Source organism: Sorangium sp. So ce176 (assembly GCF_051519835.1).
GTDB lineage: Bacteria > Myxococcota_A > Polyangia > Polyangiales > Polyangiaceae > Sorangium > Sorangium cellulosum_G.
Map to the genome: position 1 here is coordinate 8,971,150 of NZ_CP150371.1, position 25,752 is coordinate 8,996,901.

A 25,752-nucleotide genomic window follows, 5' to 3' on the forward strand; every position below is an offset into this window, starting at 1 on the left:
CGGGCCCACGCGGCATAACATCGACAGGCGTCCGCGGCCGGGGCTCCCTCCCGGCGCCGGGCGCTCGCGCCTCGCTCGCGCGATCTCGCCGGAGCAGGAGACACTTAGCATGACAACCCCTGACGACCTGCGCGCCGCCCTCGGCGCCCACAGCCTCTTCGACCCCGGGCACCCGGCCGATCCCTATCCGTTCTATGCAGAGGCCCGCCGCGGCGCCCCCGTCTTCTTCAACGCGCCGGCGAACAGCTGGTTCGTCACGCGCGCGGAGGACGTGATGACGGTGCTGCGCGACACGGAGCGCTTCTCCTCGAAATCCCTGATGAGCCCCAGGACCCCGCTGGCGCCCGAGGTCGTCGCCGTGCTCGGGGACCCCGAAGCGCGGCTGCCGACGCTGCTCACGACCGATCCGCCCGACCACACGCGGCTGCGCGGCCTCATCAACAAGGGCTTCTCCCCGCAGCGCGTCGCCGCGATGGAGCCGCAGATGCGGGCGCTCGCCGACGCGCTGATCGACGGGTTCGCCGCCGAGGGCCGGGCGGATCTGATCCCGCGGTTCGCGTTCCCGTTCACGGCGCTCGTGATCGGCGACATGCTCGGGATGCCGCGCGCCGACATCGATCTGCTCAAGCGCTGGTCCGACGGCTGGCTCAAGCTGATCTGGAACGCGGAGCCCGTCCCGCAGCTGGTGGAGGCGGCGAAGGGGCTGCGCGCGTTCCAGCGTTACTTCGCCGAGGTGATCGCGGAGCGCCGGCGGAGCCCGGGCGACGATCTGCTCTCGGCGCTGATCCGGGCGCATGAAGACGGCGAGGCGCAGCTCAGCGAGGAGGAGCTGATCGCCGTGCCCATGCAGCTGATCCTGGCCGGGCACGAGACGACGCTCTACCTGATCGGCAACGCGCTGGCGCTGCTCCTGGAGCACCCGGCGCACGTCGCCGCCGTGCGCGAGGACCCGGCGCGGCTCGGCCACGTCATCGAGGAGACGCTGCGGCTCGACTCGCCGCTCCTCTGGCTCGGGCGACAGACAATGACGGAGGTCGAGCTGGGCGGCGTGAAGGTGCCGGCGCGCGCGACGCTCCAGCTGGCCATCTGCTCGGCCAACCACGAGGAGAGCGTGTTCAGCGAGCCGACGACCTTCAACCCCTGCCGGCCGAACGCCGATCGGCATTTCACCTTCGGCCGGGGCGCCCATTTCTGCCTCGGCGCGCCGCTCGCGCGGCTGGAGGCCCGCGTCGCGCTGGAGCGGCTGCTCGCGCGCCTTCCGAACCTGCGCCTCGACCCGGATCATCCGCTGGAGCGAGCCCGGATCATCGGTTTCCGTGGCTACGAGCACCTGCACATGCTCTGGGGTTTCTGAGGCGGTCACCCGCTGCGGCGCGGGTCAAGAGCGGCGCGGTGACCGTCGTGCAACGCACGTCCGGCGACGTGCGGCTCAATCCGCATCTGCACGTGGTCTTCCTCGACGGGGCTTATCACGAAGGAGCGCGCTCCGCGTCGCGCGCGCGTCATGGAGCGGCTTCGCGCTTGACGATCGAACGCGGCTTCGGTGAGATTGTGCGATCTTCGCCACAGGAGCCCTCATGCGCCACCGTCTTTCAATCGTCGCCGCGTTGACCGTTGTTTCGCTCTCGCTCGGTGCGAGCGCCCGCGCCGATGACGGACAGGACGAAGTCACGCTCAAGAGCGGCGGTACGATCCGGGGCACCGTCGTCTCGTCCGAGCCTGGGACGAGCGTGAAGATCATCGAGCTGGGCGACAAGGAGGTGCGCGTCATCCCGTGGGCCCAGGTGTCGGACGTGGAGCGCGGGAAGTTCGCGCCGAAGAGCGCCACGCAGCCGGGGTCCGCGGGGCCGGGCTACGGCGCCGCACCGCCGCCGCAGCCGCTCCCGGCCCCGGCACCGACGCTCGGCGCGCCCGGCGTGGTGAGGCTGCATGTCGAGAGCCCGAAGCCCGTGCGGGTGATCGAGGAACACTCCACGACGGTCGGCGCTTACGGCGGCTACGGCTTTGCCGTCAAGCAGTTCCGGCCCGTCTGCGCCTCGCCGTGCGACAAGGTGATCGACGGCAGCGACGGGCGCCGGTTCTCGCTCTCGCCGGAGGATATGCCGCCGCCGGACCCGTTCACGGTCTCGCAGATGACGGGCGACGTCACGCTCCACGTCGCGCCCGGCAGCTACGGGCGCCACACAGCGGGGTTCTGGTTGACTATCCTGGGTACCACCGCTGCGGTCCTGGGAGGCACCTTCCTTCTCCTGGACTCCACGAGCCCATCGTACGAGTACGACGACGCGGGCAACGAGATCCCCGACGACGGTGGGGTCTCGACCCCGGGCCTCGTCACGCTCATCGGCGGCGGCGTGACGCTCGTCGGCGGCATCGTGCTGCTCGCGACCTCGGGCACGTCGGTCACGCTCGAGCAGCGCGATGGGAAGCCGCCTGCCAAGACAGCGCAGGTCAAGCCGCGCTACTGGCTGGGCGAGTTCTGATGCGTCCGCGCCGGCTTCACGGGCTCCTCGCGCTCTCGCTCGGCGCGGGCTGCGGCCCCGGCGCGGCGCCCGCCGGCCCTCCGCGCAGCGCCGAACAGCCCGCTGCGCCGGCGCCGCACGAGAGGTTCACGCTCGGCGATCGCGCCATCGAGGAGGTCGTGCGCGCGGTGAGCACAGCGCGGCAGCTGTCGCCGAGGAGGCCGGTCGTCGTCGAGCGGCTCGACCATGAGCGCTTCGTGGAGCGCCTGTTCGCCGGCCGCGACGCGGAGCCTTCGCCCGAGGGGGCGCTCAGCGCCGAGGCCGCGTTTCTGCTCGGCTTCAACTTCCTCCCGCAGCCCGGAGAGCGCGGCGGGCTCTCCACCGTCGACGAGGTGCTGAAAGAGCAGGTCGTCGGCTTCTACAGCCGCAAGACGGACAAGGTATTCATCCCCGACGTGGCCCTCGCGTCCGAGGACGAGCTGCTCGAGCAACAGGCGGTGCTCGCGCACGAGGTGCAGCACGCGCTCCAGGCGCAGGTCTTTCCGCGCCCGCCCGAGGCGAGGAGCGCGGACGAGGCGATCGCGCAGCTCGCGCTCATCGAGGGCGACGCGATGGTGGCCATGGGCGCGTGGCTCGGCGCCGAGGCCGGCGCGCCGGTGGGGCGCACGCTGCGGCGGATCGTGGAGGTGACGAAGCGCGTCCCGCTCGCGAGCGTCACGCGCGGCGAGGCGGACACCAAGCTCGACAAGGCGCTCGACCTGACGAGAAAGCGCCTCGAGTTCCCCTACCGCAGCGGGATGCTGCTGGTCACCGACGTGTATCGCGCGGGCGGCTTCCCGCTCGTCGACAGGATGTACACGCGCTTCCCGCGCAGCACCGAGCAGGTGTTGCACCCCGAAAAGTACCTCGCGGGCGAGCCCCCGCGACCGTTCGCCGATCCGCGGCCGCCGCCGGGCTACGCGCTGTCCGCCGCCGACACGCTCGGCGAGCTCGACACGCGCATCCTCCTCGAGCGCTGCGTCGACGCGGAGATCGCCGAGCGCGCGGCCGCGGGCTGGGCGGGCGATCGCTTCGGCGTGTTCGCCGGGCCGGAGCGGCGCCTCGCGACGGCGTGGATCAGCGGGTGGGACACCGAGAAGGACGCGGAGGAGCTCGAGACGACGCTCGGCCAGAGCGCGGCCTGCTGGCAGAAGAACGCGCTCGGGCTCGAGCAGGGCGACTACACGATCGCCGCCAGCATCGCCGTCCGCCGGCAGGGCAAGCTCGTCGCGTTCGTGCGCGGCTTTCCCGAGGGCGCCGGGGCTGCGCTCGCGTCGCAGCTCTTCACGCTCGCCGGGCCGGAGCCGAAGCCCACGCCGCTCACCGATCTCCTGATCCCGCCGCGCGTCCGCCTCCCCGAGCCTGAGCCGGGCCGCATCGAAGGCGACGTGTACCGCAACGACTGGCTCGATGTCGTCGGCCGCGTGCCGCCGGGCATGCTTGGCCATGTGGGCGGCGACGTCGACTTCGTTGTCGAGCGGCCCGGCACGCTCGTGCGCGGCGGCATGTCGGTGTCCACGCGCATCACCAGCGACGCCGAGAACGAGAAGACGTTCGGCGAGGTGCAGGAGTCGTTCGTCCGCGATATCGCCGCGCTCTCCATGCGCGTCGAGGCGCTCGGCGGCGGCCCGATGACGACGGCGCTCGGCGCGGGCGTCGCGCGAACGTGGCGGGTCGCCGGCACGCCGGTGGAGCTCCGGCTCGTGCTCGTCCCGATCTGCGCTGGTACCGGGTCGATCGTGTTCGTCCAGGCCTATGGCGATCCCTACGCGCGCGGCGTGCTCGACGGATGGATGGACAGCTTCCGCTGGACCGACGGGCGCAACCTCACCGCGTGTGACTTTCTCGATCCGAAGTAGCCGCCGCGTGACCGCGGCGAGGCTGCGGGCCCTCTCACTCTTGCTCGGGCACACCCCCTGGGACGCGCGCGGGCAACGGAAGATTGACGCCCTCGGACAGGTTGCCCTTGCCGGGGACGTGGTTGATCTCGAGCCCAATACGTCTTGGAGCTTCAGTACTGAACCTGCCGGGCGTTCGTCGCGGGCCCGCACGTCAGCGTGGACCAGGGCGCTCCTCCGTCAGCCGCGCGAGGATACGCGCCGGCTCGGCGCGCTCGCCTGCCGAGCGCCGCGCGAGCCATGCGCGCCGTGCGCAGCTACGGCGGAGCCAGGGGCAGACGCTGGCCATGCCGCTCGTGGCCACCCGACGCCGCGGCTTCGACGGACGCCCCGGCCGCCTGCGCCCGCCCGGCCGCGCCAGCGGCGATCAGGGGGTCGTGTGCAGCCTCGCTCAGCAAACGCGGCTCGCCATGCCGGCGATCCACGCCCCGCCGGAAGCGCCACTTCCTCGCGCTGCGCTCCGGCTTGATTTGCCTACGCGTGGCGCGCTCGAAGGCGCGGTGGAGGTCCGGCACCGTCGCTGCCACGCCCGCGCCGGCTTGATTTACCTACGCGCGGCGCGCTCGAAGGCGCGGTGGAGGTCCGGCACCGCCGCTGATGCCGCGCTCGTCCATCACGGCTTTGTTGCGCGCCTCGCTCTTCGCGTACGCCGGGCGGGCTCTGACCCGCTCGGCATATCCGGTGAAGCTCGGGCGCGGCTCGAGCATCTTGAAGTCGAGCATGTACGCGATGGTGCCGCCGAAGATGACGTCGGCCATCGAGAACTGCTTGCCGAGGACGAAGTCACGGCCAGAGATGGCCGATTCCATCGTCGCGATCATGTCGTCGTAGCTGCCCCAACCGGCGGAGCCGGCGCGGAACTCCCAGCTGCCGGCCTTGGCCATCGAGCCGGGCTCGATGACCGAGGGAGCGAAGAGCGACCAGCGAAAACACGTCCTCGGGCCGCCCCGCGCCGTCGCGCAGCGGGACGAAGATGTCCACGCTCAGCCCGTTCTGGTGCGTGCGATGCGGCCAGAACGGGCCGCCCCGGCGGTGGCCCGTCTCGCCCACGACGAAGCGGCGCCCGAGCCTCGCTGCCGCGACCGCGGCGAACGCGTCGAGCAGCGCGTCGCGCACCGCGCCGTGCACGTACTGGCGCCCGAGGCTCGCTCCCAGGTACGAATACGTCACGTGGCCCGGCCCCGTGGGCGGGAGCGGGTGCCCGTGCACCAGGCGGCCCTGCGCCGGGCTGCCGGCGCTCTCCGAGGGCGCCGCGCCGTCGAGCCAGACGCGGCCGTGCGCCACGACGACGGGCCCGACGAAGAGGAGACCGGCGGCGAGCGCGAGGCGCTTCAGCGAGGGGCGGCGCATCGCAGGAGCGGCCCCACCGTTCCTTGATTCACGGATCCCTCGCGCACCGCGCGCCGATGCCGTAGTAGCGGCCGGCGGGGTCGCCGGGGAGTCGATAGCTCGTGCGGATCTGCCTCTCTGGATCTTCGAAGGACCCGCCGCGCATGCCCCGGTCCCCTGTGTCGGTCAGGTTCGCGCAGTCGTCCGTTCCATCCGGAGCGCCACCCGCTCTCGGGGAGCGCCGGGTGGTCTCCTGCGTTGTCCTCCGGCGGATCCGCCTGCGTCCGTTTCCCCGCCTCGACGAACTCGAGGAACCGACCGACCGTGATCTCGTAGGTATCCAGCCGGAAGCTGCTCACGACCGCCCGGCGCGCATTGGCAGGCTCCGATACGCCCTCGTAGCTCCTGTCGTAAGCGCCGCCGTCCACCGGCTTGCTGTCACAGCAGCTCGTCCTGGCCGGGCCGCACCGCACGTCCAGCGTGGCGCAGCTCGGGGGGACGGACGTGCCGTTGCCCCCCTCTCCGCCCGTTCCGGCGGCGGCGCCGCCTTGGCCGCCATCTCCGCCGCCGCCCGCGCGCGCATAGCTTTCCCAGTCCGCGCCGAGGAGGTCCGCGCAGCCGGCGCCGAGGGCGACCGCACCGAGGGCGCCGATCCACCCGATCTTCGCCCAGCTCCCGCTCCCCATGGCGCAGCAGGCTCATGCTTCTGCGCCGCCGCTGTCAACCCATTCCGCGAGCGATGCCCCCGCTGCCGCGCCGCCGCAGAGCGACAGCGACGACGCTCCGCCCGGCCTGTGCAAGACTGGCCGCCGATGCCCTACGACGACCTCCTCGGACGCGTGGTGACCTTGCCGATACGGCGGTTCGGCCCGCCCGGCGCCTTCCTCTCGCCCGATCCGAACGACTTGCGCCCGAACGCGCCGGTGCTCCTCCTGCCGGGCGGCGAGGTGCCCGAGGGCGCGCTGGAGGGAGACGCGATCGAGGTGTTCGTGCACCTCGACTCGGAGGATCGCCCCATCGCGACAACGCGCCGGCCGAGGCTCACGCTCGGCGAGGTCGCCTTTCTCGAGGTGACCGACGTGGCGCCGTTCGGCGCGTTCCTCGACTGGGGATTGCCGAAAGAGCTGCTCGTGCCGCGGGCGGAGCAGACCCGCGACCTGCGGGTCGGCCAGCGGCACCCGGTGGGGCTCCTCGTGGACAGGACCGGGCGCCTCGCCGGGACGATGCGCGTGACCGAGATGCTGCGCGACAGCGGCGATTTCGAGCTGGACGAGTGGGTCGAGGGCGAGGCGTGGCGCAACGAGCCGGATCTCGGCCTCTTCGTCATCATCGAGCGCCAGTTCGTCGGCCTCGTCCCCGCGGACGAGCCGCACCCGCTCTCGCGCGGCGAGGCGGCGCGGTTCCGCGTGACCAGCGTGCTGCCCGACGGGAAGATCGAGCTGTCGCTGCGCGGCCACGCGCACGAGGAGCTCGAGAACGACGCGCAGAAGATCCTGGCGCGGCTCTCGCGCCCGGGCGCGCCGAGGGTCGGCGACCGCTCGAGCCCCGAGGAGATCCGGGCGCTCTTCGGCCTCAGCAAGAAGGCGTTCAAGCGCGCCGTCGGCCGCCTCCTGAAGGAGCGCGCTGTCGCGATCGATCGCGACGGCTTCCTCGTGCACTCCCGGCGCTGATCCGGCGCTCTGTCCTTCGCCCTCGCGCGACACCTGCTGTGTCCGTCCGGTCATGAACGCTCGCGCGCGAGCCCACACGAAGGGCTCAACGCATCTGGGGCAGATTGACGCTACCCACCTTCACCTACTAGGATTGCCGCCGAATGAGCCTCCGTCCCGCGCGACGCCGCGTCTGGGTGGTCGACGACAGCCCTCTCGACGCCGAGCGGGCGCGTCGCGTGCTCGCCGGCGAGCACGACGTGGAGGTGCTCCTCGACGGGTCCACGGCGCTCGAGCGATTTTCCTCCTGCGCGGCGCCGGACGTGATGATCCTCGACTGGATCATGCCGGGCGTGAGCGGCCTCGAGGTCTGCCGATTCCTGCGCTCCGAGCATGTCGGGGCTCAGAAGCTCGGTATCCTGCTGCTCACCGCGCACCGCCACACCGATCAGATCGTCGAGGGGCTCTCCGCGGGCGCCAACGACTACCTCGCGAAGCCTTACGAGGACGAGGAGCTGCGCGCGCGCGTCGCGTCCCTGCTCCGCGCGCGGGCGCTGCTCGAGCGCGCGGAGCAGGCCGAGGCGGCGAATCGGAGGCTGCTCGAGACGGCCCCCGACCCGCTGCTCGTCATCGACGCGCGGGGGTGCCTGAGCTTCGTGAACGACGAGGCCGTCATCGCGCTCGGCGTCGCGCCTGACGCCGTGATCGGGAGGTCGATCTCGGAGCTGATCCCCAGCCTCCCCGTGAACGAGCCGGAGCTGTTCAGCGGCGAGTCCACATTTCCCATTCCCGACGTGGCGATCCGCGGCCGGGTCTTCTCACCGACCTTGCGGGTGCTCCCGGGGGGGGCCGCCTCGAGCACGATCGTCTCGCTGCGCGACGTCACCGAGCGGCGCCTGCTCGACGAGCGGCGGCTCGATTTCTACTCGATGATCGCGCACGACCTGCGCACGCCGCTGAACGCGATGACGCTGCGGATCGCCAACATGCTCGACTGCGAGGATCTCGCGAGGTCCCCTTCCCTGCACGAGGACGTCGAGAAGCTCGACGGGCGACTGCGATCGCTTGTGTTCATGATCAACGATTTCCTGGAGCTCGCGAGCCTCGAGGACGCGAAGCACCGCATGGAACGCAAGGAGGTCGACGTGGTGCGCCTGATCGCGGACACTGTCGAGGACTTCCGCCCGCTGCTCGAGAAGAAGGGCCACACCTTCTCCGGGCCGTCCCGCTGCGAGGGCGCCGCGGTGCTCGGCGATCGGCGGCGCATCGCCCAGGTGCTCTCCAACCTTGTCGGCAACGCCATCAAGTTCACGCCCCCGGGCGGCGCGATCGCCGCGCGTGTCGAGGTGGCGCAGCACCACGTGGAGGTCTCGCTCGAGGACACGGGCGTCGGCGTCGCGCCGCATGTCGCGGACACGCTGTTCCAGCGCTACCGGCGCGCCGACCACACCGTCGGCGGGACGGGGCTGGGGCTGATGATCGTGCGGGAGATCGTCGAGGCCCACGGCGGCGAGGTCGGCGTCGAGAGCCACCCCGGGCGGGGCAGCCGCTTCTGGTTCCGCCTGCCGCGCAACCCCCCGGCGGCGCGCTCCGCGCCTGGCTGAGCGCGCCGCGCGGTCGCCGCGGGGTGGGGGTTACTCGAGCAGGCTGCGCAGCATCCACGCTGTCTTCTCGTGGATCTGGAGCCGCTGGGTGAGCAGATCGCAGGTCGGCTCATCGTTGGCGCCCGCGGCCACGGGGAAGATCTCGCGCGCTGTGCGCGCCACGGTCTCGTGCCCCTCGACGAGGCGCCTGATCATGTCGGTCGCCTTGGGGATCCCGTCCTCTTCCTTGATGGATGAGAGCGCCACGAACTGCTTGTACGTGCCCGGCGCCGGGAGGCCGAGGGCGCGGATGCGCTCGGCGATGAGGTCCACGGCGAGCGCCAGCTCGTTGTACTGCTGCTCGAACATGAGGTGCAGCGTCTGGAACATGGGCCCCGTCACGTTCCAGTGGAAGTTGTGCGTCTTGAGGTACAGCGTATAGGTGTCGGCGAGCACACGGCCCAGCCCCGTCCCGATCTGCTCGCGGTTCTTGGCGTCGATGCCGATGTTGATCTCCATGATGTTTCCTCTCGGTTCGTGAGCTGGCCAGATGGGCCGGCGGCGGCGAAGCCCCGCGCGGCCCTCTGCGTGTCCTTGACGCGCTCCGCAAGGTTCGTCCTTGCGTCCCCCGCGTCAATCCGCCTCACGCCTCGCCGATGGTACGCATCGTCATGACCTCTATCGGGCGCAGCCCGAGCAGCGCATACGCCTGTTCCCACCGCCTGTCCGCGGCCACGTCGAACAGGACCCCCTCGTCCAGGGGCACCGGCAGCCACGCGCCGGCGGCGATCTCCCGCTCGAGCTGCCCGGGCCCCCACCCGCTGTAGCCGAGGAGCACCGTCCTGTGCCGCGGATCCGCGGCGACCGCGCCGCGCACCGCGTCGGCCGCGAGCGCGTCGAACGCGCTCCGCGACGACGTGACGCGCACCCGGGAGCCCACCGGGATCACGCCCGACTCGTCGCCCCCGAGCGCCGGATCGAGGCACAGGATCCACCCCGAGCTCGGCTGGACCGGCCCGCCGAGGTAAACCGGCGCCGGATCCTTCAGGTCGTTGCCATAGCCCGCGAACGACAGGAGCTCCCCGAGGGTCATCGGCGCCGGCCGGTTCACAACGAACCCCAGCGCCCCGCCCTCGCTGTGCACCGCCAGCAGCACGACCGTCTTGTCGAAGTTCGGATCGCCCAGGGGCGGCGACGCGATGAGGAACCCTGGGGCCAGCACGCTCGCTTCGCTGTTCATCCGCGATCCTCCCTCTCAACGGCCAACCGGTCACTGCGTCCCGCACGGACCCGCCCGCCCCGGCAGTGGGCTGATGGGGGACCGTCCGCACCTTACTCCCGCGCGCTGCGACAGGCGATTGGGATCTCCCTCCGGCGCCGTGACGACGAGTATAGTGCGGGCATGTACACGGTAGGCGTCCGCGATCACATCATGGTGGCCCACAGCCTGAAGGGGGAGCAGTTCGGCCCCGCGCAGCGCCTGCACGGCGCGACCTACACTGTCACCGCCGAGGTGGACCGCGAGGAGCTCTCGCCCCTCGGCCAGGTCCTCGAGACGAGCGTGCTGCGAGACTGCCTGCGCGGCGTGCTCGCCGAGATCGATTACCGCAACCTCGACGAGCACCCCGCGTTCGAGGGGAAGCGCTCGACGCCGGAGCTCATCGCGCGCCACATCCACCGCGAGCTCGGCCGCAAGCTCCCGGTGAACGCCGGCACCGCCCTCTCGGTCACCCTGCACGAGTCCCCCCTCGTGTGGGTACGTTACCGCGCGCCGATCCGCGGCGCCTCGATCATGCCGGCCGAGCTGGCCTGATCGCCGCTCTCTCCGCTTGGCACGCCGCCCCGCTCGCGGCAAAAGAGCGCGCCGATGACCGAGCCGGTCCGCACAGCGCCCATCGTCCTGACCTTCCAGGGCGGCACCCTCCGCATCGAAGGCATCGCCCCGCGGCCGGCGCTGGAGCCGGCCGCCTCCGATCTCGACGCGCGCCTCGAGGAGGAGGCCGACGGAGGCGGCGCGGGCTCGTCCGCCGAGGGCGCGCCGCTCGACCCAGCGTGCTTCCCGGCGTCGTGCCGCTGGGACGCGCGCGAGCGCGTCTACCGCGTGCCCGCGATCGACTACGCCGAGCTCGTCCTGAGGCTCCGCGCCCGCGGCGTCCCCTTCACCGACGCCGCGCGCAGGTACGAGGCGCTCCCGCTCACGCCCCTCGCCAAGCACGATCCGTTTCCCTACCAGCGCGAGGCGCTCGAGGCGTGGGCCGCGCGCCGCAGCCGCGGGGTCGTCGTGCTCCCCACGGGCGCGGGCAAGACGTTCGTCGCGACGCTCGCGATCGCCGCGCGGCAGCGCAGCACGCTCGTCGTCGTCCCGACGCTCGATCTCCTGAACCAGTGGTACGACGGGCTCTCGGCCGCGTTCGGCGTCCCGATCGGCCTGCTCGGCGGCGGTTACCACGACGTCCTCGACCTGACGGTGACCACGTACGACTCGGCGCACCTGCACATGGACCGGCTCGGCGCGCGCTTCGGCCTCGTGATCTTCGACGAGTGCCACCACCTGCCGAGCCCCTCGTACGCGCTCGCCGCGAAGATGTGCCTCGCGCCCTTCCGCCTCGGCCTCACGGCCACCCCCGAGCGCACCGACGGCCGCGGTTACGACGACCTCATCGGCCCGATCGTCTTCCGGCGGGAGATCACCGAGCTCTCCGGGCAGTACCTGGCGGCCTACGATGTCGTCCGGCTCGAGGTGCCGCTCTCGGACGGCGAGCGCGCCGCGTACGAGGCCGACCGCGCCGTGTACATCGGCTTTCTGCGCGCGAACGGCATCCGCATGCCCGAGGGGTGGGGGCAGTTCATCCTGCTGAGCTCCCAGTCCGACGCGGGCCGCCGCGCCTTCGAGGCGTACAGGCGCCAGCGGAGCCTCGCCCTGTGCGCGCCCGGCAAGATCGACGTCCTCGCCCGGCTGCTCCACGCGCACCGAGCCGACCGCACGCTCGTCTTCACCGAGGACAACGCCACGGTCTACCAGATCTCGCGGCAGTTCCTGCTGCCGGCGATCACGCACCAGACCAAGGTGAAGGAGCGCAGCGCGATCCTCGAGGCGTTCAACCGCGGCGCGCTGTCGGCGGTTGTCACGTCGAAGGTGCTGAACGAGGGGGTGAACGTGCCCGAGGCCAACGTCGCGATCGTCCTGTCGGGCAGCGGCTCGGTGCGGGAGCACGTGCAGCGGCTCGGCCGCATCCTGCGCCGGAGCGAGAACAAGACGGCGATCCTCTACGAGCTCGTGGCGCTCGGCACGGGCGAGCAGCGGGTGAGCGACAAGCGCCGGGAGCACGTTGCTTACCAGTGACCTCGTCCGGGTCCGCCGCCGGGGCGGGCTGGTCGTGCCGCAGTACCTCCGCGGCGCGGCGGCCGAGCGCCTGCTCCCTGTCGCGCGCGCGTACCTCGACATCCTGTCGCAGCGGGTGGGCGAGAGCCGCGACGAGGTGGAGGCCGCGCTCGACGCCGTGGAGGTGCCCGCGCGGGATCGCGTCGCCGCGCTCGGGCTGAGGAAGGTGCTCGAGGACGGCTGCGAGTACGAGGTGCAGGAGGGCGTCGACCCCGAGGCGCTGCGGCGCGCGCTGTTCCACGCGGCCGCGGCGGCGCACCGCGCGCTCGACGTGCGCGCCCGCTTCGATCGGGCGGCCGTGCTCGACGAGGTGGCCGCCCGGCTCGGCACGACGCCGGCGGCGATCGAGGCGGGGCTCTATGCCGACCTGCGCGGCGCCGAGATCCTCCGGCGCGCGGCGGCGGACCTGCCCGAGATCCTGCTGGATCGGTACAACCTGGCGCTGGCGCAGTCGATCTTGCTGCGGGCGACGCAGGTGACGATCCGCGTCGACGGGGAGAGCGCCGCGCGGTACCGGAAGATCTTCCGGGCGGCCCGGTTTCACGGGTTGATCCACGTGGTGCAGGGCGATCCGGGCTCGGGCTACACGATCTCGCTCGACGGCCCGTTCAGCCTGTTCGACGCGGTCCAGCGCTACGGCCTGCGGCTCGCGATGTTCCTGCCGTCGGTGCTCTCGTGCGCCTCCTTCCGGCTGCGCGCCGACCTGCGCTGGGGGCGCGACAAGGAGCCGTTCGCCGTCGAGATCGGCCCGGCGGACGGGCTCGTGTACCACGGGCGCGAGCTCGCGGAGACGACGCCCGAGCTCACGGCGTTCTGCGAGGGGTTCAGGAAGCTCGGGTCTCCCTGGACCGTGGCGCAGAACGAGCGGCTGTTCGCGCTGCCCGGAGAGGTGGTGTGCGCCCCGGACCTCGTGTTCCAGAACGCGGAGACCGGGGAGGAGGTCTATCTGGAGGCGTTCGGCTTCTGGAGCCGAGCCGCTGTGTGGCGGCGCGTCGAGCTGATCCGGAAGGGGTTCCCGGCGAGGATCCTGCTGGCGGTCGGCAAGCAGCTCCGCGTGAGCGAGGAGGTCCTGGGGGAGGACGACGCGGGGGAGATCTACGTGTACCGGGCGACGATGTCGCCGCGGGCGGTGCTGGCGCGGCTGGATGGCAAGCGCGGGGGGAGTGAGGGCTGAGGAGGCCTCTCGCACTCCACCCGACGCACGGGCGATGCCACCACGACGCGCTGAGGCTGCTCTGCGTCACCGGTGCGAACCCGCAGGCGCGCTTCAGGAGGAGCGACGTGAGGCATCACGTTCGTGCATTCTCTTCCAGCATGGCCTGAAGTTCCGGATGGGAGAGGAGCAGGGCCAGCAAGTTGGCTCGTCCCCCAGCAGCAGCGTACAGGAAGTACTCGCATGCGTCCGAGGGTTCCTCATGCCATGTGGTCACGACTTCCAGGGCGCTTCTAGCCTCGATGATGGTGTCGAGCGCATCATGAAGCTGTTCGGCTTCGTGCCCCACGCAGCAGAGCTCTACGCACCCGAGATCGATCAAGTCCTTCGTTATCGCCTCCGCTTGCTGCCGCTCCGGTGGGTTAAAGGCGGGCAGGAGCGTTACGAAAGGTCGCTGGATCGAGTGGTCGGCAGATGCTCCCAGCGAGCTGATCACCAGCTTCCGGTTACCTGCGAGGGTGGTACTACGCGCTGCCATATCAATCGCCCACTTTGAGCTTCTCGATGTTCTCCCCGAACGTCTGGATCTCCTTTTCGAGGTGCCTGATGCGCGACTGCTTATCAGAATCGGATCTACACCGTATTTTGTGGTGAAGATACGCTTTGAAGAAGCGCCGCAAGGTCTTCAGCACATTGAAGTGGAGCCCCGCCGGGCCGAAGCGGAAGCTGCCGCTGCCAGGCACCACGTGACGACCTCCGGCGCGCAGCGGGCCAGCGTCGCTAAGACACGACGTGCCTTGTCACCACGTGCCCTGAAGGAAGACCCCCGCCCGCTCTGCCGTCATCACCGGCACGACACGGACGCTCTGGCGGGCCGGCTCGCTCGCCCGGTACGACAGATCCGCGAGGAACGCGGCCGCCGTCACGGCCGCGAAGACGCCGCCCGCCGCCAGCGTCCCCACCCCGAGCTTGCGGAACAGGTCCCGCGCCTCGGCCGTGTCGCGGAGCTCGGCGCAGGCCGGCGGCGCGTCCGCACCCCCACACGCGGACGGGTCCCACGCCCCGCGGCGGAGCACGGCCTCCTGCGCGGCGAGGTCGTCGCGGAGGACGCCGGACCGCAGGAGGAAGACCGTGCCGGCCGCCACCGCCGCCGTCGTGAGCGCCACCCCACCGACGCGCAGCTCCGCCAGCGGGAAGGTCGACCCCGCCGGAGGCGCAGCCGGAGCCGCCGAAGGCGGCGCAGCAGCGGCCGCCTCCGGCGCGCGCGCGACGCGCTCCGGAAGGCGCCGCAGCTTGAGGACGATCGGGTGCGTCATGCCAGCCTCGGCGGTGAACGAGCTCACCGCCTCCTCGTGCCCCTCGAGCCGCGCCCGCGCTGTGTGCTCCCCCGGCTCCACGAACGCCTCCTGGACCGGCTCCGGCGGGTAGAGCGCCTGCCCGTCGATCAGGACCTCGGCGCCCGGCGGGTTGGTCGTCACGTAGACCGTCGCCACGCGCTTCGCGGCGCGCTGCAGGCCATCATCGACCCGGCCGCGGAGCCATCCGCTGATCACGCCCCGGTGCTGGAGGCACTGCGCCAGGTGGCTCGCCGCGTCCCGATGCCGCCCCAGCGCGAGCTCGACAAGCCCGAGCTCCCCGGCGATCGTCGCCCGCTCCGCGTCGGTCGTCCACGCCCCCTGCGCCGCCTCCAGCGCCCGCTCGTAGGTCGCCGCGGCCGCCACCAGCCGCCCGTCCGCCTGCGCCTGCCTGGCGCGGCGCAGCAGCCCCGCCGTCATCGACGCCGCGCGCGCGTCCGGATCGGCGTAAGGCTCATCCGCGCTCGCCGCATTCCCGACACCGGCGACGGACATCGCGAGAGCGCACGGCAACAGCCAGGAGATCAAGAGACGCACGCACTCTGAGATACTTGCTGAGGCGATCCCAAGTCAATTGGCAGCTTCGTCACTCCACCGCCGCGTACGCCTGCGTCCACGCCCGCTTCCCGTCCGGCCGCGTGATCCGCGCCCGCACGTAGCGCTCTCCGCCGCGCAGCCGGTACATCGCCCGCCCCGCCACGGGCCGCTGCTTCTCCAGCACGCGCCCGCCGGCCCCGATGAACTCGACCTCCGCGTCCGGCGCCTTCGGCCACACAGAGAACGCGTCGTCGGCGACCGCGATCCTCCGGAGCCTCGCGCCCGTCGACGCATAGAGCCGGCCCCAGGCGAGCGCGCTGCAGATCGCGGCGCTCGACACCTCGCGAGAGAACACCTCGATGAAGCCGCGGCCGGGCCCCGACTGCGGGGCGCTCGATCCGGGCACGAGCTGGTGCAGGTCGTCCACCGCGACCCCCGCGATCGCCCCCCCGGCGACCCCCCTCGCCGTCAGCACCGTATCCCACAGCGCCTCGTGCGACGGCCGCTTCGCGTCGCCGTCCGTGTGCACGTACGGGTGCCCGCTGTGGATCTCCAGCAGCTCCGCCGCGGGCGCCCCCAGGAGGTCGGCCGCCGAGAGCGCCCAGTCGAAATTCGGATGGTTGATCAGCGCCACGCCGCCCTCGGCCCGCACGCGCTCGATCGCCCACCGGAGCGCATCGCCCTTGGTGGGAAAATTCCCACCGCCGATCGTCGCCTGCGCGCAGAGCGCATTCACGTGCACAGGCCGCCCCTCGGCCGTCATCGTGATCTCCTCGCCCGGGATGACGACGAAATTCGATGACGCTTGCAGGCCCTGGAACATCGCAGGATCGACCCGGTGGTTGTGGTCCGTCAGGGCCACGAACGCATACCCGTTCCGGCGGTACCAGCGGACGACATCGCGCGGCTCGCTGTCACCGTCGCTCAGCGACGTGTGTGTGTGAATGTTCCCGCGCTGGAACACCGACACGTCGAGCGATTTCTCGAAGCGCAGGCGGCCCGGCGGCCCTTCCAGGCCGGCGGCGGCGGCGTCGGAGGCGGCGGAGAGGCTCCCCTTCCAGCAGGCGAAGCCGAGGAGCGCCGCTCCACCGACGAGCAGGCAAGCGATCCAGCGTTGGCGAATCCTCATCTCGATAACCGAGAGAGTATACCGCCGCCAGCGGGCGCGACCAATTCAATGCGACGCATTTCCGCGGGCGCAACGCGCGTGTCCCCTCCGGTGCGCCTTCCGTGGGCCCCCTCCCCTTTCCACGCCTGCCCCGTCCACCCCAGCCGCCTTCCGGGCCTTCCGGCCGTCCCCCCGCCGCGGCCGCGACGCAGCGCAGCGGCCGACGCGCCCCCCTGCCGCTGCCGCAGCTCAGCGGCTGTCGCCGTCCTTCCCGAGCCAGCCCTTGCGGCGGTAGTACACGAGCAGGCCGATGACGCTCGCCAGCATCAGGCACCAGACGAGCGGATAGCCGTAATACCAGTCGAGCTCCGGCATGTTGTACGGCGAGCTCTCGTGGTGGAAGTTCATCCCGTAGATGCCCGCGATCGCGGTGACCGGAAGGAAGATCGTCGAGATGATCGTCAGCACCTTCATGATCTCGTTCATCCGGTTCGACATCCCGGAGAGGTGGAGATCCATGAGGCCCGAGCTCAGCTCGCGGTAGGTCTCGACCATGTCCATGAGCTGCACCGCGTGATCGTACGTGTCGCGCAGGTAGAGCCGCGTGTCCTTGGCGATCATCGGGTTGTCCTCGCGGAGCAGCACGTTGACGAGGTCGCGCTGCGGCCAGATGGCGCGCCGCAGCGTGAGCAGGTCCCGCTTCAGGTCGTGGATCGGCTTCGACATCGAGCGCTTCGCGTCAAGGACCTCGACCTCCAGGTCCTCGATGCGCTCGCCGAGCCGCTCGAGCACCGGGAAGAAGCCGTCGACCACCGCGTCGAGCAGCGCGTACGCCAGGTAGTCGGCGCCCCGCTGCCGCACCGCGCTCCGGCCGACGCGGATGCGCTCCCGCACGACCTCCATCACGTCCCAGTCGGCCTCTTCCTGCACGGTCAGGACGAAGCTCTTGCCGACGAGGATCGCGAGCTGCTCGGTGCGCAGCTCGCAACGCTCGGTGACCTGCGCCATGCGCGAGATGATGAGGACGTGCTCGCCCCCGTAGACGTCCGCCTTCGGCCGCTGGGGCACGTTGACCATGTCCTCCAGCGCGAGCGGGTGGACCCGGAATATCTCGCCCAGCCGCTCGAAGGTCGGCTTGTGTCCGAGCCCTCGGACATCGACCCACGTGATCGAGGGCCGATCGTCCGTGAGGTACGGGATGCACTCGTCCAGGGACTGGACCTCCTTCTCGGACACGACGTCGGCGTCATAATCGATGACGAAGACCTTCGGCCGCCGCGTGTCGTGGATGACGAGCGTGCCGGGCGGCGAGGCCGGCGGCGGCTCGTGCATGAGCCGGTCGCGCCTGGGTCGCTGCGTCCGGTCGAGGTCGGCCCTCTCCTGCGCCCAGGAGGTGCGCATCGGCGGCTCGCTGTTGCTCTGCGACTCGGGGGGTGGCGTGGTGCTCGTCACGGGGGCGGGATGGTAGACCAAGATCCCGGGGCATCGAGCGCGCTCGCCCCGAAACGCCGCGTGGCGTATGCTGATCTGCTGCGGAGGGGGGGCGGGCGCTCGCAAGGCCATCTCTTCCTCCCTGTCCCGCAGGCCGGGGGAGCGCCGCGAGGCGCGCCGGCCTGCGCCGCGCGCCGCCGCGCGCCTTGCCCTGCCGGCTGCCCATGGGAACGACCCTCGACATCGCGATCGGCCTCGTCAGCGTCTTCTTCCTGCTCAGCGTCCTCTGCTCGGCCATCCACGAGGCGCTCGCCGGCGTCTTCCGGCTGCGCGCGCTGAACCTGGCGCAGAGCATCGAGATCATGCTGGCCGACCACGCGCTCGACCCGCACGTGCTCCGGTCGCTCGCCGCCCGCGACGCCGCCGCCCGCGACGCCTCCGCCCGCGGCGTCGCCCCGAGCGAGCCCGTGATGAAGCGCCTGATCCGCGGCGCCGCCGATCACGTGCGCACCCGGCTGATGCCGGGGCCGCCCCCGAGCCCGCTCGCGGCGGCGTTCCGGCAACACCCGCTGATCAAGGATCTCAAGTACGGCTGGGTGGGGCCGTCCTACATCCCATCGCACACGTTCGTGGCCGCGCTCATGGACACGCTGCGGCACATCGACTGGTCCAGGAGCGGCGCGCCGTCGCTCCCGCAGGCCGGCGCCGCGGCGGCGGCCCCTCCCCCGACCGCCGCGGGCTCCGCGCCCCTCTCCGCGGTCTCCGCCCCCGCGCCGCCCGCGAGCGCCGCGGATCCCCCGCCCCCGCCGGCCAGCGCCGTCCCCCCGCCGGCCAGCGCCGCCCCCCCGCCGGCCAGCGCCGCCCCCCCGCCCCCGCCGGCCGGCTCCGCCGCGCCGCCGAGCTGCGACGACGCGCCGCTCGGCGAGCTGCGGAGCATCATCGAGCGCATGCCCGGGGAGAGCGACCTCCGGCGCGCCCTCTCCACGATCGTCGACAGCACGGTCAGGGACATGCGCGAGGCCAACATCCGGCTGGAGCGGTGGTTCAACGACGCCATGGACCGGGCGGCCGGGCGCTACAAGCGCCGCGCGCAGCTCATCATCACCGCGACGGCGCTCGTCCTCTGCATCGGGTTCAACGCCGACAGCATCAAGCTCGCGGGCGCCCTCTCGCGCGACGCCGTGGTGCGCGCCGCCATGATCGCCGCGGCGCAGGAGATGGCGAAGACGCCGCCCCGCGCCGCGCCGCTCGACGGCGGCATGGGAGAGGACGAGGACGTCATGGCCGCGCTCGCCCAGGGCGGGGGCGCGCACAAGCAGCTCACCGGGCTCGACCTCAAGATCACCTGGGGCGTGCAGGCCCCCGAGCAGATGAGCTTCCCCACGCTCTGGAAGTCGCTCGCGGCGATCCTCGGCCAGGGCATCGTCGCCTGGATCCGCGGGGTGCTCGACCGGCTGGTGAGCCCCGGCATCCTCATCACCACCGCCGCCGCGTCCCTCGGCGCGCCCTTCTGGTTCGACCTGCTCAACAAGCTCGTGAACCTCAGGGCCGCCGGCAAGAGCCCCGAGCCCTACGAGCCCCCGAAGGGCGCCGGCCCCGACGCCAGCGTGAACCGCTGACCGGCGCGGCCGCCGCGCCTCACCGCGCGGCGCGGCCGCGCCTCACCGCTCGGCGCGGTCGAGCCACGCGCGCGCGTCCTTCTCCAGCAGCGGATCCCCGAGCCGCACCGACAGCTCGAGCAGGTCCTCGAACTCGCGCCGCGCGAGCGCGTCGTTGCGCGCGTTCTTCAGCAGCATCGCCGCCGCCCAGCGGCCCTGCAGCACGTCGTGCCAGTAGCCCTGCTCCTCCGCCCGCGCGATGAGCTCCTTCAGCCGCTCGCGCGCGTCCCCCGCCCCCTGCACGCCGTCGAGGTACGCGATGTACATCCGGTTCGAGGCCGCCACCCGCTCGTACCCCGCCTCGTCCGCCCGCTCCAGCGACTCCGCGAAGAGCGCCCGCGCCCGCTCGTTGTCGCCCAGCCGGACGCACGCGTACGCGAGGTTGTGCAGGTTCGCCACCCCGTCGAAGCGGAGCCCGAGCGCCCGATCCAGCTCGAGCGCGCGCTCGCACGCCAGCACCGCGGCCCTGAAATCGCCGGTGTAGAGCTCGATCATCACGAGCAGCTTCGCCCGCACCGCCTCCGCTGTCCGGTCGCCCGGATCCGACATGAACTCCGAGCGCACGAGCGCCTCCATCGCGCCGGGCCGATCCCCCGACGTCGCCCGCGCCAGGGCGACCGACAGCAGCGCCCGCGGGTCGTCGATGGGCCCGAGCGCGTCGAGGTCCAGCGCCGCGCGGCGCGCGCGCGCGAACTGCCCCTGGAGGCACGCGACCTCCAGGTCCACCCTCAGCGCCTCGCGCAAGAGCTCGCGGTCCCCGAGCGCCATCTCGAAGACGCCGTCGAGCAGGTCGTGCGACATCCGGAACAGGTTGGTCGCGCCGAGCGCGCGGGCGAGCTCGATGCGCGACTTCACCCGCAGCTCCAGCGGCGAGACAGCGTCGACGCGCGACAGGATGCGGTCCGAGGCCACCGCCAGCGACGGCGCGCGCCGCGCGTGGCCCACCGCCTTCGAGAGGGTCTCCACCCACCGGCCGAGCTCCGCCGGATCGCGCCGCGACACGTCCGCCAGCTCGAACGCCCGCGTCATCGCGCCGACCGCCCCGTCGAACTGGCCGGCCCGCGCGCGGATCGCCGCCGCGCGCGCGAGGTGCCCCGCCGCGGCGTCGGTGTTCCCGAGCGCGATCGCCTCCTCCGCCGCGCGGCCGAGGTGCTGGTCCAGGAGCGCGAGCGCCGCCGGATCGTCCCCGCCCACGCGCTCCAGCCAGTCGGCCGCGAGCCAGTGCCCGAGCGCGCGGTCCGCGTCGGTCAGCATCTCGTAGGCCGCGTCGCGCACGAGCCCGTGGCGGAACGCGTACTCCGCCTCCCCGCGGAGCGTCGCCTCGGGCCGCGGCACGATGAGCTCGCGCTTCTCCAGCGTGAGCAGCCACGACTCGAGCTGCGGCACCTGCCCGCCCCCGCCGAGCAGCGCCTCCAGCCCCCCTCGCCAGAACACCTCGCCGAGCACAGCGGCCGCGCGGAGCACCCGCCGCGCCTCGGGCTCGAGCGCCGCGAGCCGCGACTGCATCATCGCGAGCACCGTCTCCGGCACCCCCCGCGGCCGCTTCTCCACCGTCGCGCGCACGAGCTCCTCGAGGAAGAACGCGTTGCCCGCCGACCGGTCCACGATCGCCGCGAGCTCGGCCGCCGGCACCGCCTCGCCGAGCACCTCGCGCGCGATCCGCTCGCACGCCCGGCGCGACAGCTCGCCGAGCCGCATCTCCGTCGCCTCGCGCTCTTCCCAGAGATCCGGGAACGCCTCGCGCACCCCGGGGCGCGCCAGCGCCAGCACCAGCAGCGGCTGGTGCCGCAGCATCCGGAGCGCCGCGTCGATGTACTCCACCGTGCTCCGGTCGCCGAAGTGCAGGTCCTCCAGCACGATCAGCACCGGCTGCGCGTCGCACTCGGCCCGGAGGAAGTCGAGCCACGCCCGCCGCGTCTGCTCGTCCATCACCGCCCGGTCCTGCCGGGCCGCGCGCAGGCCCGGGCTCTCCGGGAACGGCGCCCCGACCACCTCGCCGAGGAGCTCCGTGACCCGCGCCCGCGCTGCCTCGCCGACGTGCCGCGCGACGCGCGCCGCGAGCTTCTCCTGCCGCGCCTCGAGCGGCTCGCCGTCCGCGATCCCCGCCGCGCGCCGCACGATCTGCGCGAGCAGCCCGAGCGACGCCCCCGCGCGCATCGGATCGCCGTGCGCGCGCCACACCTCGACCGGCTCGCTCCGCGCCTCGACCCGCCGGACGAGCTCGTAGCCGAGGCGCGACTTGCCGACGCCGGCCCCGGCCGTGACCAGCACAACGCGCGCGACCCCCTCGGTGGCGCACTCGTCGAGCAGGTCCTCGAGCGCCCGGAGCTCGCGCTCGCGGCCCACGAAGGTCGTCGGCTTTCCGAGCACCTTGCGCCCGCCCTCCTGCGGCTCGCGCGCGCCGAGCAGCGTGGGCCCCTGGCTGCCCGCCGCTGTCTCGAACCGATCGCCGAGGAGCGCGGCCGTCATCTGGTCGATGAGCACCGGCCGGCCCGAGGACGGATCCTCCGAGGCGTGGCGGACGCGCGCGTCGAGCAGCGCCCCGGCGCGGTCGATGACCTGCCCGACCGCCTGCGTCCCGGCGATGACGTCCCAGCCCGTGGCCAGCGCCACCCACGCGCCCGGCAGCAGCGCGTGGATCGAGAGCGCGCAGCGGGCGGCGTTGCCGGCGAGGTCGGTCGGCGAGCCCGCGCCGGCGACGACCGCGGCGACCGAGCCGTCGGCGAGCACCTCGAGGACGGCGCCGTGCGACTGCGCGGCCTGCCGGACCTCGTGGAACGGCGCTGTCGGCGGCGGGGCGGGCCGCGCCCGCACCGACGGCGCGGGCGCGAGGAGGTCGCCCGCGAGCGCGCCCTTGCTGCCGGACACGACGGTGGGGTCGTGGCCCGACAGCATCGTGTCGTTCACCCGCGCCGGGGTCTCCATCGCCTGCGGCCGGGCCGACGGCGGGCCGCGCTTGCCCGCGCTCATCTCGGCCGCGAGCACGACGCTGACGAGCCGCCGCTCGCTCTTCGTCAGCGCGGGCGTCGGCAGGCCGTTGCCGCTCGACATGTTGCCCTCGACGACGCTCAGCATCCGGAGCTCGGCGGCGATCTCGCCCGCGTCCGCCGGGCGCTCCGCGGGGTTCTTCGCGAGCAGCCGGGTCACGAGCAGATCGAGCGACGGCGGGATGTTGGGGCAGAAGGTGCTCGGGCGCGGCGCGGCCTCGAAGAGCACCTTCGCGAGCACGGACAGCGGGTGCTGGGCGACGAACGGCGATCGCCCGGTGATGCACTCGAACAGGAGGCACCCGATCGAGTAGAGGTCGGCGCGCGCGTCGACGTCGAGATCGCCGCGGACGCGCTCCGGCGCCATGTAGGCGGGCGTGCCGATGGCCGAGCCCGTCAGGGTGAGCTCGTACGTCGCGTCGGCCTGGCGCGCGATGCCGAAATCGATGAGCTTGGCGCTGCCGATGTCGCCGCCCGGCAGGAACACGTTGGTCGGCTTGAGGTCGCGGTGGACGATGCCGCGCGCGTGGACGGCGGCGAGCGCCTCGGCGACGCGGCCGACGAGCATCAGGCTGTGCTCGATCCCGAGCGGCCCGCGCGACAGCCTGGCGCCGAGGTCCTCGCCCTCGAGCCACTCCATGGCGAGGTAGTAGAGCCCGTCGGCGGTGACGCCGTGGTCGATGTAGCGGGCGACCACGGGGTGCTCGAGCTCCGCGAGCAGGCGCGCCTCCCGCTGGAAGCGCACGACGTGCTCCCGGCCCTGGTTGAAGATCACCTTGAGCGCGACCACCTGGCCGCTCTGCCGGTCGAGCGCCCGCCACACCGCGCCCATCCCGCCGGAGCCCGCGAGGCGCTCCAGCAGGAAGCGGTTGGCGATGACGTGGCCTGAATGCATGGAGAGCTTCCGGGTACGGACCTTCGCGGGCCAGGCGACGCGCGGCGACGACGACGACGAGACGGCGAGCCGTGGGCTCATCGCCCACGTCCCATCACGAGGATACCCATCCCGCGGCGCGGCTACGAGCCTCGAAGACGCCCGGCGGCGCGCTCGGGCCGCGGGGCGAGGCGGCCGGGCGTCGTCGAGGCTCGCCGCGCGGGAGCGGCTGGTCGTGTGGGAATCGTGGGCAGATGCAGGGGCTGGGCGGCGTCGCGCGGCCCTCCCCTTCCTTCCGCGGACACCTTTGACACCTTCGCTGGATCTCGCGCCAGCGCGCCTGTCGCGCGGGCGGCGCTGGCGCCGCCGCGGGAGGCCTCAGCTCGCGAGGCGCTCGAGCCGCGCGTCGACCTCGCGCTCGGCGTTGAGCCAGTCGTCAACGGGGTTGCTCCGGAAGCCGGCCCTCTCGGCATATCCATAGGCCACCTTGGCGATGAGGCGGTGCCGCTCATCGCGCGAGGGCCGCGGGGGCGTCGGCGCGGCCTTCGGCGCCTCGACGCGCGCGCGCCCGGCGGCGAGCTCCGCGGACGCAGACGGCATCTCGACAGCGGCGGGGGCAGAGGACGCGCCCTTCGGCTGCACGGCGCTCGGCTTCTCCGAGGCGACCGGGGTCGGGACCTTCGTGGTCTTCGTGCGGGCCGGGGTCTTGCGCTTCGAGCTCATCTCGTCGTGTCTCCTTTCGGGTGCACGGGTCGACTAACCCAGGTCCGCGCTCACGCACAAATTTCGAGCACGTAGTTTCTCGCCGCCCGGCCCCGTCCCGTGGGGATCTCCCTTCCACGAGAGCGCCGTTCGCGGTAAAGTGGATGTGGCTGGCCGGAGGACAACTTCCGGCATCTGTCCACCGCCGTCCTCGTGGTCACTCCGCCGGTCGCGGGCCGTCCGCCGCCGTCGCTCGTCGGGGTCCACCCCTGGTGACGGCCTGCGCCGGGTACAGCACGGCATGTAGAAAATGGCAGACACGGCGCTCGCCGTCTGCCCACGAATGAAAATGGCAGACACGGCGCTCGCCGTCTGCCCACGAATGAAAATGGCAGACACGGCGCTCGCCGTCTGCCCACGAATGAAAATGGCAGACACGGCGCTCGCCGTCTGCCCACGAATGAAAATGGCAGACACGGCGCTCGCCGTCTGCCCACGAATCAGGAGATGCGATGTGGAAGACAGCGCAGCCCTTTCCTGGCGCACGGAACACCTCCGCTCCCTCGGCGGCGGGATGATGACGCGCGTCCTCTGGGTCGAGGATGACAGCGAGGTGCGCCTCGTCGGCGCCTCGGAGCGCTGGACGCGCGCGATGGACGAGCTGCGGCGGCTCACCGCGCACGAGCGCGCGCCGCTGCTCATCACGGGCGAGCCTGGCACGGGCAAGGAGCTCTGCGCGCGGTACCTGCACGGGGCGAGCCCGCGCGCGGGCGGCCCGTTCGTGGCCGTGAGCGCGGCGCGCCTCCCGGCCGAGCGCCTCGGGGACGAGCTGTTCGGCGTGGAGGCGCGGGCGGACGGCCGCCCCGCGGCGCGCCCCGGGCTGATCGAGCTCGCCCAGGGAGGCACGCTGTTCCTCGACGAGATCGGCGCGCTCCCGCTCGATCTCCAGCAGCGGCTCGTGGGCGTGCTCGACGGCGAGCCGCTCTGCCGGATCGGCGGCGAGGGCTCGCAGGTCGCGGACGTGCGGGTCATCGCCGCGACGAGCCGCGACCTCCGCGCGCAGGTCATCGAGCGGTCGTTCCACCCCGATCTTCACCAGCGCGTCGGCGCGCTCGGGCTCTCGCTCCCGCCGCTGCGCGAGCGCGACGGCGACGTCCGCCGGCTGGTCGAGCACTTCCTGGAGCGCCAGCGCGGCGCGACGGGGCTCGCTGGCGGCGTCTCCCCGGGCGCGCTCGCGCAGCTCGAGGCGTATCCCTGGCCGGGGAACGTCCGCGAGCTCCGGAGCGTCGTCGAGCGCGCGTTCCTCCTCGCGCACGGCGCGCCGCTCGACCTGGAGCACCTGCCGCCCGAGATCGGCGCGCCCTCGCTGGCGAGCGCGCCGCCGCGGCCGGGCACGCTGCGGCCGTCCCCTCCGGCGCGCGGCAGCGCCTCGCTCGGGGAGGCCGTGCGCCGCCACATCCTCGCGGTCTACGCCGCCCAGGGCGGCAACGTGACCCGCACAGCGAGCGCGCTCGGGATCACGCGCGTCTCGCTCCGCCGGCACCTGCGCCAGTACCTCGCCGCGGAGGCGCGCGGCAAGGAGCCGCTCAGCGACTGAGCTGCTCC

At 72.6% G+C, this 25,752-nt stretch carries 21 protein-coding genes; 10 read left to right on the forward strand and 11 right to left on the reverse strand.

The genetic code is table 11. The features are described 5' to 3' along the window. Window positions 1-109 precede the first annotated feature (109 nt). The 3 genes from WMF42_RS33915 (at window position 110) to WMF42_RS33925 (ending at window position 4,360) form a co-directional block, all read left to right on the forward strand. Entirely contained in the window at window positions 110-1,354 is a 1,245-nt protein-coding gene (locus tag WMF42_RS33915) for a cytochrome P450 (RefSeq protein ID WP_437687072.1), read from the forward strand. A gap of 253 nt (window positions 1,355-1,607) precedes the next feature. Beyond that, window positions 1,608-2,483, forward strand: coding sequence for a hypothetical protein (locus WMF42_RS33920; protein WP_437687074.1), 876 nt, complete (start codon window positions 1,608-1,610; stop codon window positions 2,481-2,483). Further along, entirely contained in the window at window positions 2,483-4,360 is a 1,878-nt protein-coding gene (locus WMF42_RS33925; RefSeq protein ID WP_434042746.1) for a hypothetical protein, read from the forward strand. The genes WMF42_RS33920 and WMF42_RS33925 overlap by 1 nt, the downstream gene beginning before the upstream one ends. Before the next feature lie 587 nt (window positions 4,361-4,947). Here WMF42_RS33925 and WMF42_RS33930 read toward each other — a convergent pair. Together WMF42_RS33930 and WMF42_RS33935 are read right to left on the reverse strand one after the other, a co-directional pair. Further along, a complete protein-coding gene (locus tag WMF42_RS33930; RefSeq protein ID WP_437687076.1) occupies window positions 4,948-5,208 on the reverse strand; it encodes a hypothetical protein in 261 nt (86 codons plus the stop codon). Further along, entirely contained in the window at window positions 5,183-5,749 is a 567-nt protein-coding gene (locus WMF42_RS33935; protein WP_437687078.1) for a penicillin-insensitive murein endopeptidase, read from the reverse strand. Before WMF42_RS33935 ends, WMF42_RS33930 begins: the two co-directional genes overlap by 26 nt. A gap of 791 nt (window positions 5,750-6,540) precedes the next feature. On the opposite strand from WMF42_RS33935, the gene WMF42_RS33940 reads away from it, so the two are divergent. Together WMF42_RS33940 and WMF42_RS33945 are read left to right on the forward strand one after the other, a co-directional pair. Then, a complete protein-coding gene (locus WMF42_RS33940; RefSeq protein WP_437687080.1) occupies window positions 6,541-7,398 on the forward strand; it encodes a CvfB family protein in 858 nt (285 codons plus the stop codon). 143 nt (window positions 7,399-7,541) lie between these two features. Then, a complete protein-coding gene (locus WMF42_RS33945; protein WP_437687082.1) occupies window positions 7,542-8,981 on the forward strand; it encodes an ATP-binding response regulator in 1,440 nt (479 codons plus the stop codon). Window positions 8,982-9,011: 30 nt separating this feature from the next. On the opposite strand, the gene WMF42_RS33950 is transcribed toward WMF42_RS33945, so the two are convergent. Both WMF42_RS33950 and WMF42_RS33955 read right to left on the reverse strand, forming a co-directional pair. Next, window positions 9,012-9,479, reverse strand: coding sequence for a Dps family protein (locus tag WMF42_RS33950; protein ID WP_437687084.1), 468 nt, complete (start codon window positions 9,477-9,479; stop codon window positions 9,012-9,014). Between the two features lie 124 nt (window positions 9,480-9,603). Beyond that, entirely contained in the window at window positions 9,604-10,200 is a 597-nt protein-coding gene (locus tag WMF42_RS33955) for a YqgE/AlgH family protein (protein WP_061606068.1), read from the reverse strand. A gap of 162 nt (window positions 10,201-10,362) precedes the next feature. On the opposite strand from WMF42_RS33955, the gene WMF42_RS33960 reads away from it, so the two are divergent. Genes WMF42_RS33960 through WMF42_RS33970 form a run of 3 tightly spaced genes read left to right on the forward strand, consistent with a single transcriptional unit; the run spans window position 10,363 to window position 13,516 of the window. Then, complete coding sequence (locus WMF42_RS33960; protein ID WP_061606067.1) at window positions 10,363-10,773, forward strand: 6-pyruvoyl trahydropterin synthase family protein; 411 nt, start codon at window positions 10,363-10,365, stop codon at window positions 10,771-10,773. A 54-nt stretch (window positions 10,774-10,827) separates the two neighbouring features. After that, the gene (locus WMF42_RS33965) at window positions 10,828-12,303 is read left to right on the forward strand and encodes a DEAD/DEAH box helicase family protein (protein ID WP_061606066.1); all 1,476 of its coding nucleotides are present in this window, start codon (window positions 10,828-10,830) and stop codon (window positions 12,301-12,303) included. Continuing rightward, entirely contained in the window at window positions 12,290-13,516 is a 1,227-nt protein-coding gene (locus WMF42_RS33970) for a DUF790 family protein (RefSeq protein ID WP_434042761.1), read from the forward strand. Before WMF42_RS33965 ends, WMF42_RS33970 begins: the two co-directional genes overlap by 14 nt. A gap of 115 nt (window positions 13,517-13,631) precedes the next feature. On the opposite strand, the gene WMF42_RS33975 is transcribed toward WMF42_RS33970, so the two are convergent. The 5 genes from WMF42_RS33975 to corA all read right to left on the reverse strand — a co-directional run bounded on the left by WMF42_RS33975 (window position 13,632) and on the right by corA (window position 17,947). Then, entirely contained in the window at window positions 13,632-13,991 is a 360-nt protein-coding gene (locus tag WMF42_RS33975) for a hypothetical protein (protein WP_155798045.1), read from the reverse strand. A gap of 43 nt (window positions 13,992-14,034) precedes the next feature. Continuing rightward, window positions 14,035-14,241, reverse strand: a complete 207-nt coding sequence (locus WMF42_RS33980) for a hypothetical protein (protein ID WP_437687088.1) — start codon at window positions 14,239-14,241, stop codon at window positions 14,035-14,037. A 54-nt stretch (window positions 14,242-14,295) separates the two neighbouring features. Then, window positions 14,296-15,345, reverse strand: coding sequence for a PEGA domain-containing protein (locus WMF42_RS33985; RefSeq protein WP_437687090.1), 1,050 nt, complete (start codon window positions 15,343-15,345; stop codon window positions 14,296-14,298). A 91-nt stretch (window positions 15,346-15,436) separates the two neighbouring features. Continuing rightward, the gene (locus WMF42_RS33990) at window positions 15,437-16,516 is read right to left on the reverse strand and encodes a CehA/McbA family metallohydrolase (RefSeq protein ID WP_437687091.1); all 1,080 of its coding nucleotides are present in this window, start codon (window positions 16,514-16,516) and stop codon (window positions 15,437-15,439) included. 228 nt (window positions 16,517-16,744) lie between these two features. After that, complete coding sequence (gene corA, locus WMF42_RS33995) at window positions 16,745-17,947, reverse strand: magnesium/cobalt transporter CorA (protein ID WP_437687093.1); 1,203 nt, start codon at window positions 17,945-17,947, stop codon at window positions 16,745-16,747. A gap of 203 nt (window positions 17,948-18,150) precedes the next feature. Between corA and WMF42_RS34000 the strand changes: the two genes are divergently transcribed. Next, window positions 18,151-19,545 (forward strand): hypothetical protein, encoded by a 1,395-nt coding sequence (locus WMF42_RS34000; protein ID WP_437687095.1) that lies wholly within the window; start codon window positions 18,151-18,153, stop codon window positions 19,543-19,545. 42 nt (window positions 19,546-19,587) lie between these two features. Here WMF42_RS34000 and WMF42_RS34005 read toward each other — a convergent pair whose 3' ends face one another. Next, entirely contained in the window at window positions 19,588-23,547 is a 3,960-nt protein-coding gene (locus tag WMF42_RS34005) for a protein kinase domain-containing protein (RefSeq protein ID WP_437687097.1), read from the reverse strand. Window positions 23,548-23,823: 276 nt separating this feature from the next. Further along, window positions 23,824-24,168: a DUF2934 domain-containing protein gene (locus tag WMF42_RS34010; protein ID WP_061607605.1), complete on the reverse strand. Its 345-nt coding sequence runs from the start codon at window positions 24,166-24,168 to the stop codon at window positions 23,824-23,826. A gap of 553 nt (window positions 24,169-24,721) precedes the next feature. On the opposite strand from WMF42_RS34010, the gene WMF42_RS34015 reads away from it, so the two are divergent. Further along, the gene (locus tag WMF42_RS34015; protein ID WP_233561358.1) at window positions 24,722-25,744 is read left to right on the forward strand and encodes a sigma 54-interacting transcriptional regulator; all 1,023 of its coding nucleotides are present in this window, start codon (window positions 24,722-24,724) and stop codon (window positions 25,742-25,744) included. Window positions 25,745-25,752: the final 8 nt, after the last annotated feature.

Coding starts and splice junctions, on each gene's coding strand:
- WMF42_RS33925 (WP_434042746.1), top strand. CDS start 2,483: ATGCGTCCGCGCCGGCTTCACGGGCTCCTCGCGCTCTCGCTCGGCGCG.
- WMF42_RS34010 (WP_061607605.1), bottom strand. CDS start 24,168: ATGAGCTCGAAGCGCAAGACCCCGGCCCGCACGAAGACCACGAAGGTC.
- WMF42_RS33955 (WP_061606068.1), bottom strand. CDS start 10,200: ATGAACAGCGAAGCGAGCGTGCTGGCCCCAGGGTTCCTCATCGCGTCG.
- WMF42_RS33940 (WP_437687080.1), top strand. CDS start 6,541: ATGCCCTACGACGACCTCCTCGGACGCGTGGTGACCTTGCCGATACGG.
- WMF42_RS33950 (WP_437687084.1), bottom strand. CDS start 9,479: ATGGAGATCAACATCGGCATCGACGCCAAGAACCGCGAGCAGATCGGG.
- WMF42_RS33965 (WP_061606066.1), top strand. CDS start 10,828: ATGACCGAGCCGGTCCGCACAGCGCCCATCGTCCTGACCTTCCAGGGC.
- WMF42_RS34015 (WP_233561358.1), top strand. CDS start 24,722: ATGATGACGCGCGTCCTCTGGGTCGAGGATGACAGCGAGGTGCGCCTC.
- WMF42_RS34005 (WP_437687097.1), bottom strand. CDS start 23,547: ATGAGCCCACGGCTCGCCGTCTCGTCGTCGTCGTCGCCGCGCGTCGCC.
- WMF42_RS33960 (WP_061606067.1), top strand. CDS start 10,363: ATGTACACGGTAGGCGTCCGCGATCACATCATGGTGGCCCACAGCCTG.
- WMF42_RS33985 (WP_437687090.1), bottom strand. CDS start 15,345: ATGTCCGTCGCCGGTGTCGGGAATGCGGCGAGCGCGGATGAGCCTTAC.
- WMF42_RS33945 (WP_437687082.1), top strand. CDS start 7,542: ATGAGCCTCCGTCCCGCGCGACGCCGCGTCTGGGTGGTCGACGACAGC.
- WMF42_RS33990 (WP_437687091.1), bottom strand. CDS start 16,516: ATGAGGATTCGCCAACGCTGGATCGCTTGCCTGCTCGTCGGTGGAGCG.
- WMF42_RS33935 (WP_437687078.1), bottom strand. CDS start 5,749: ATGCGCCGCCCCTCGCTGAAGCGCCTCGCGCTCGCCGCCGGTCTCCTC.
- WMF42_RS33930 (WP_437687076.1), bottom strand. CDS start 5,208: ATGGAATCGGCCATCTCTGGCCGTGACTTCGTCCTCGGCAAGCAGTTC.
- WMF42_RS33915 (WP_437687072.1), top strand. CDS start 110: ATGACAACCCCTGACGACCTGCGCGCCGCCCTCGGCGCCCACAGCCTC.
- WMF42_RS34000 (WP_437687095.1), top strand. CDS start 18,151: ATGGGAACGACCCTCGACATCGCGATCGGCCTCGTCAGCGTCTTCTTC.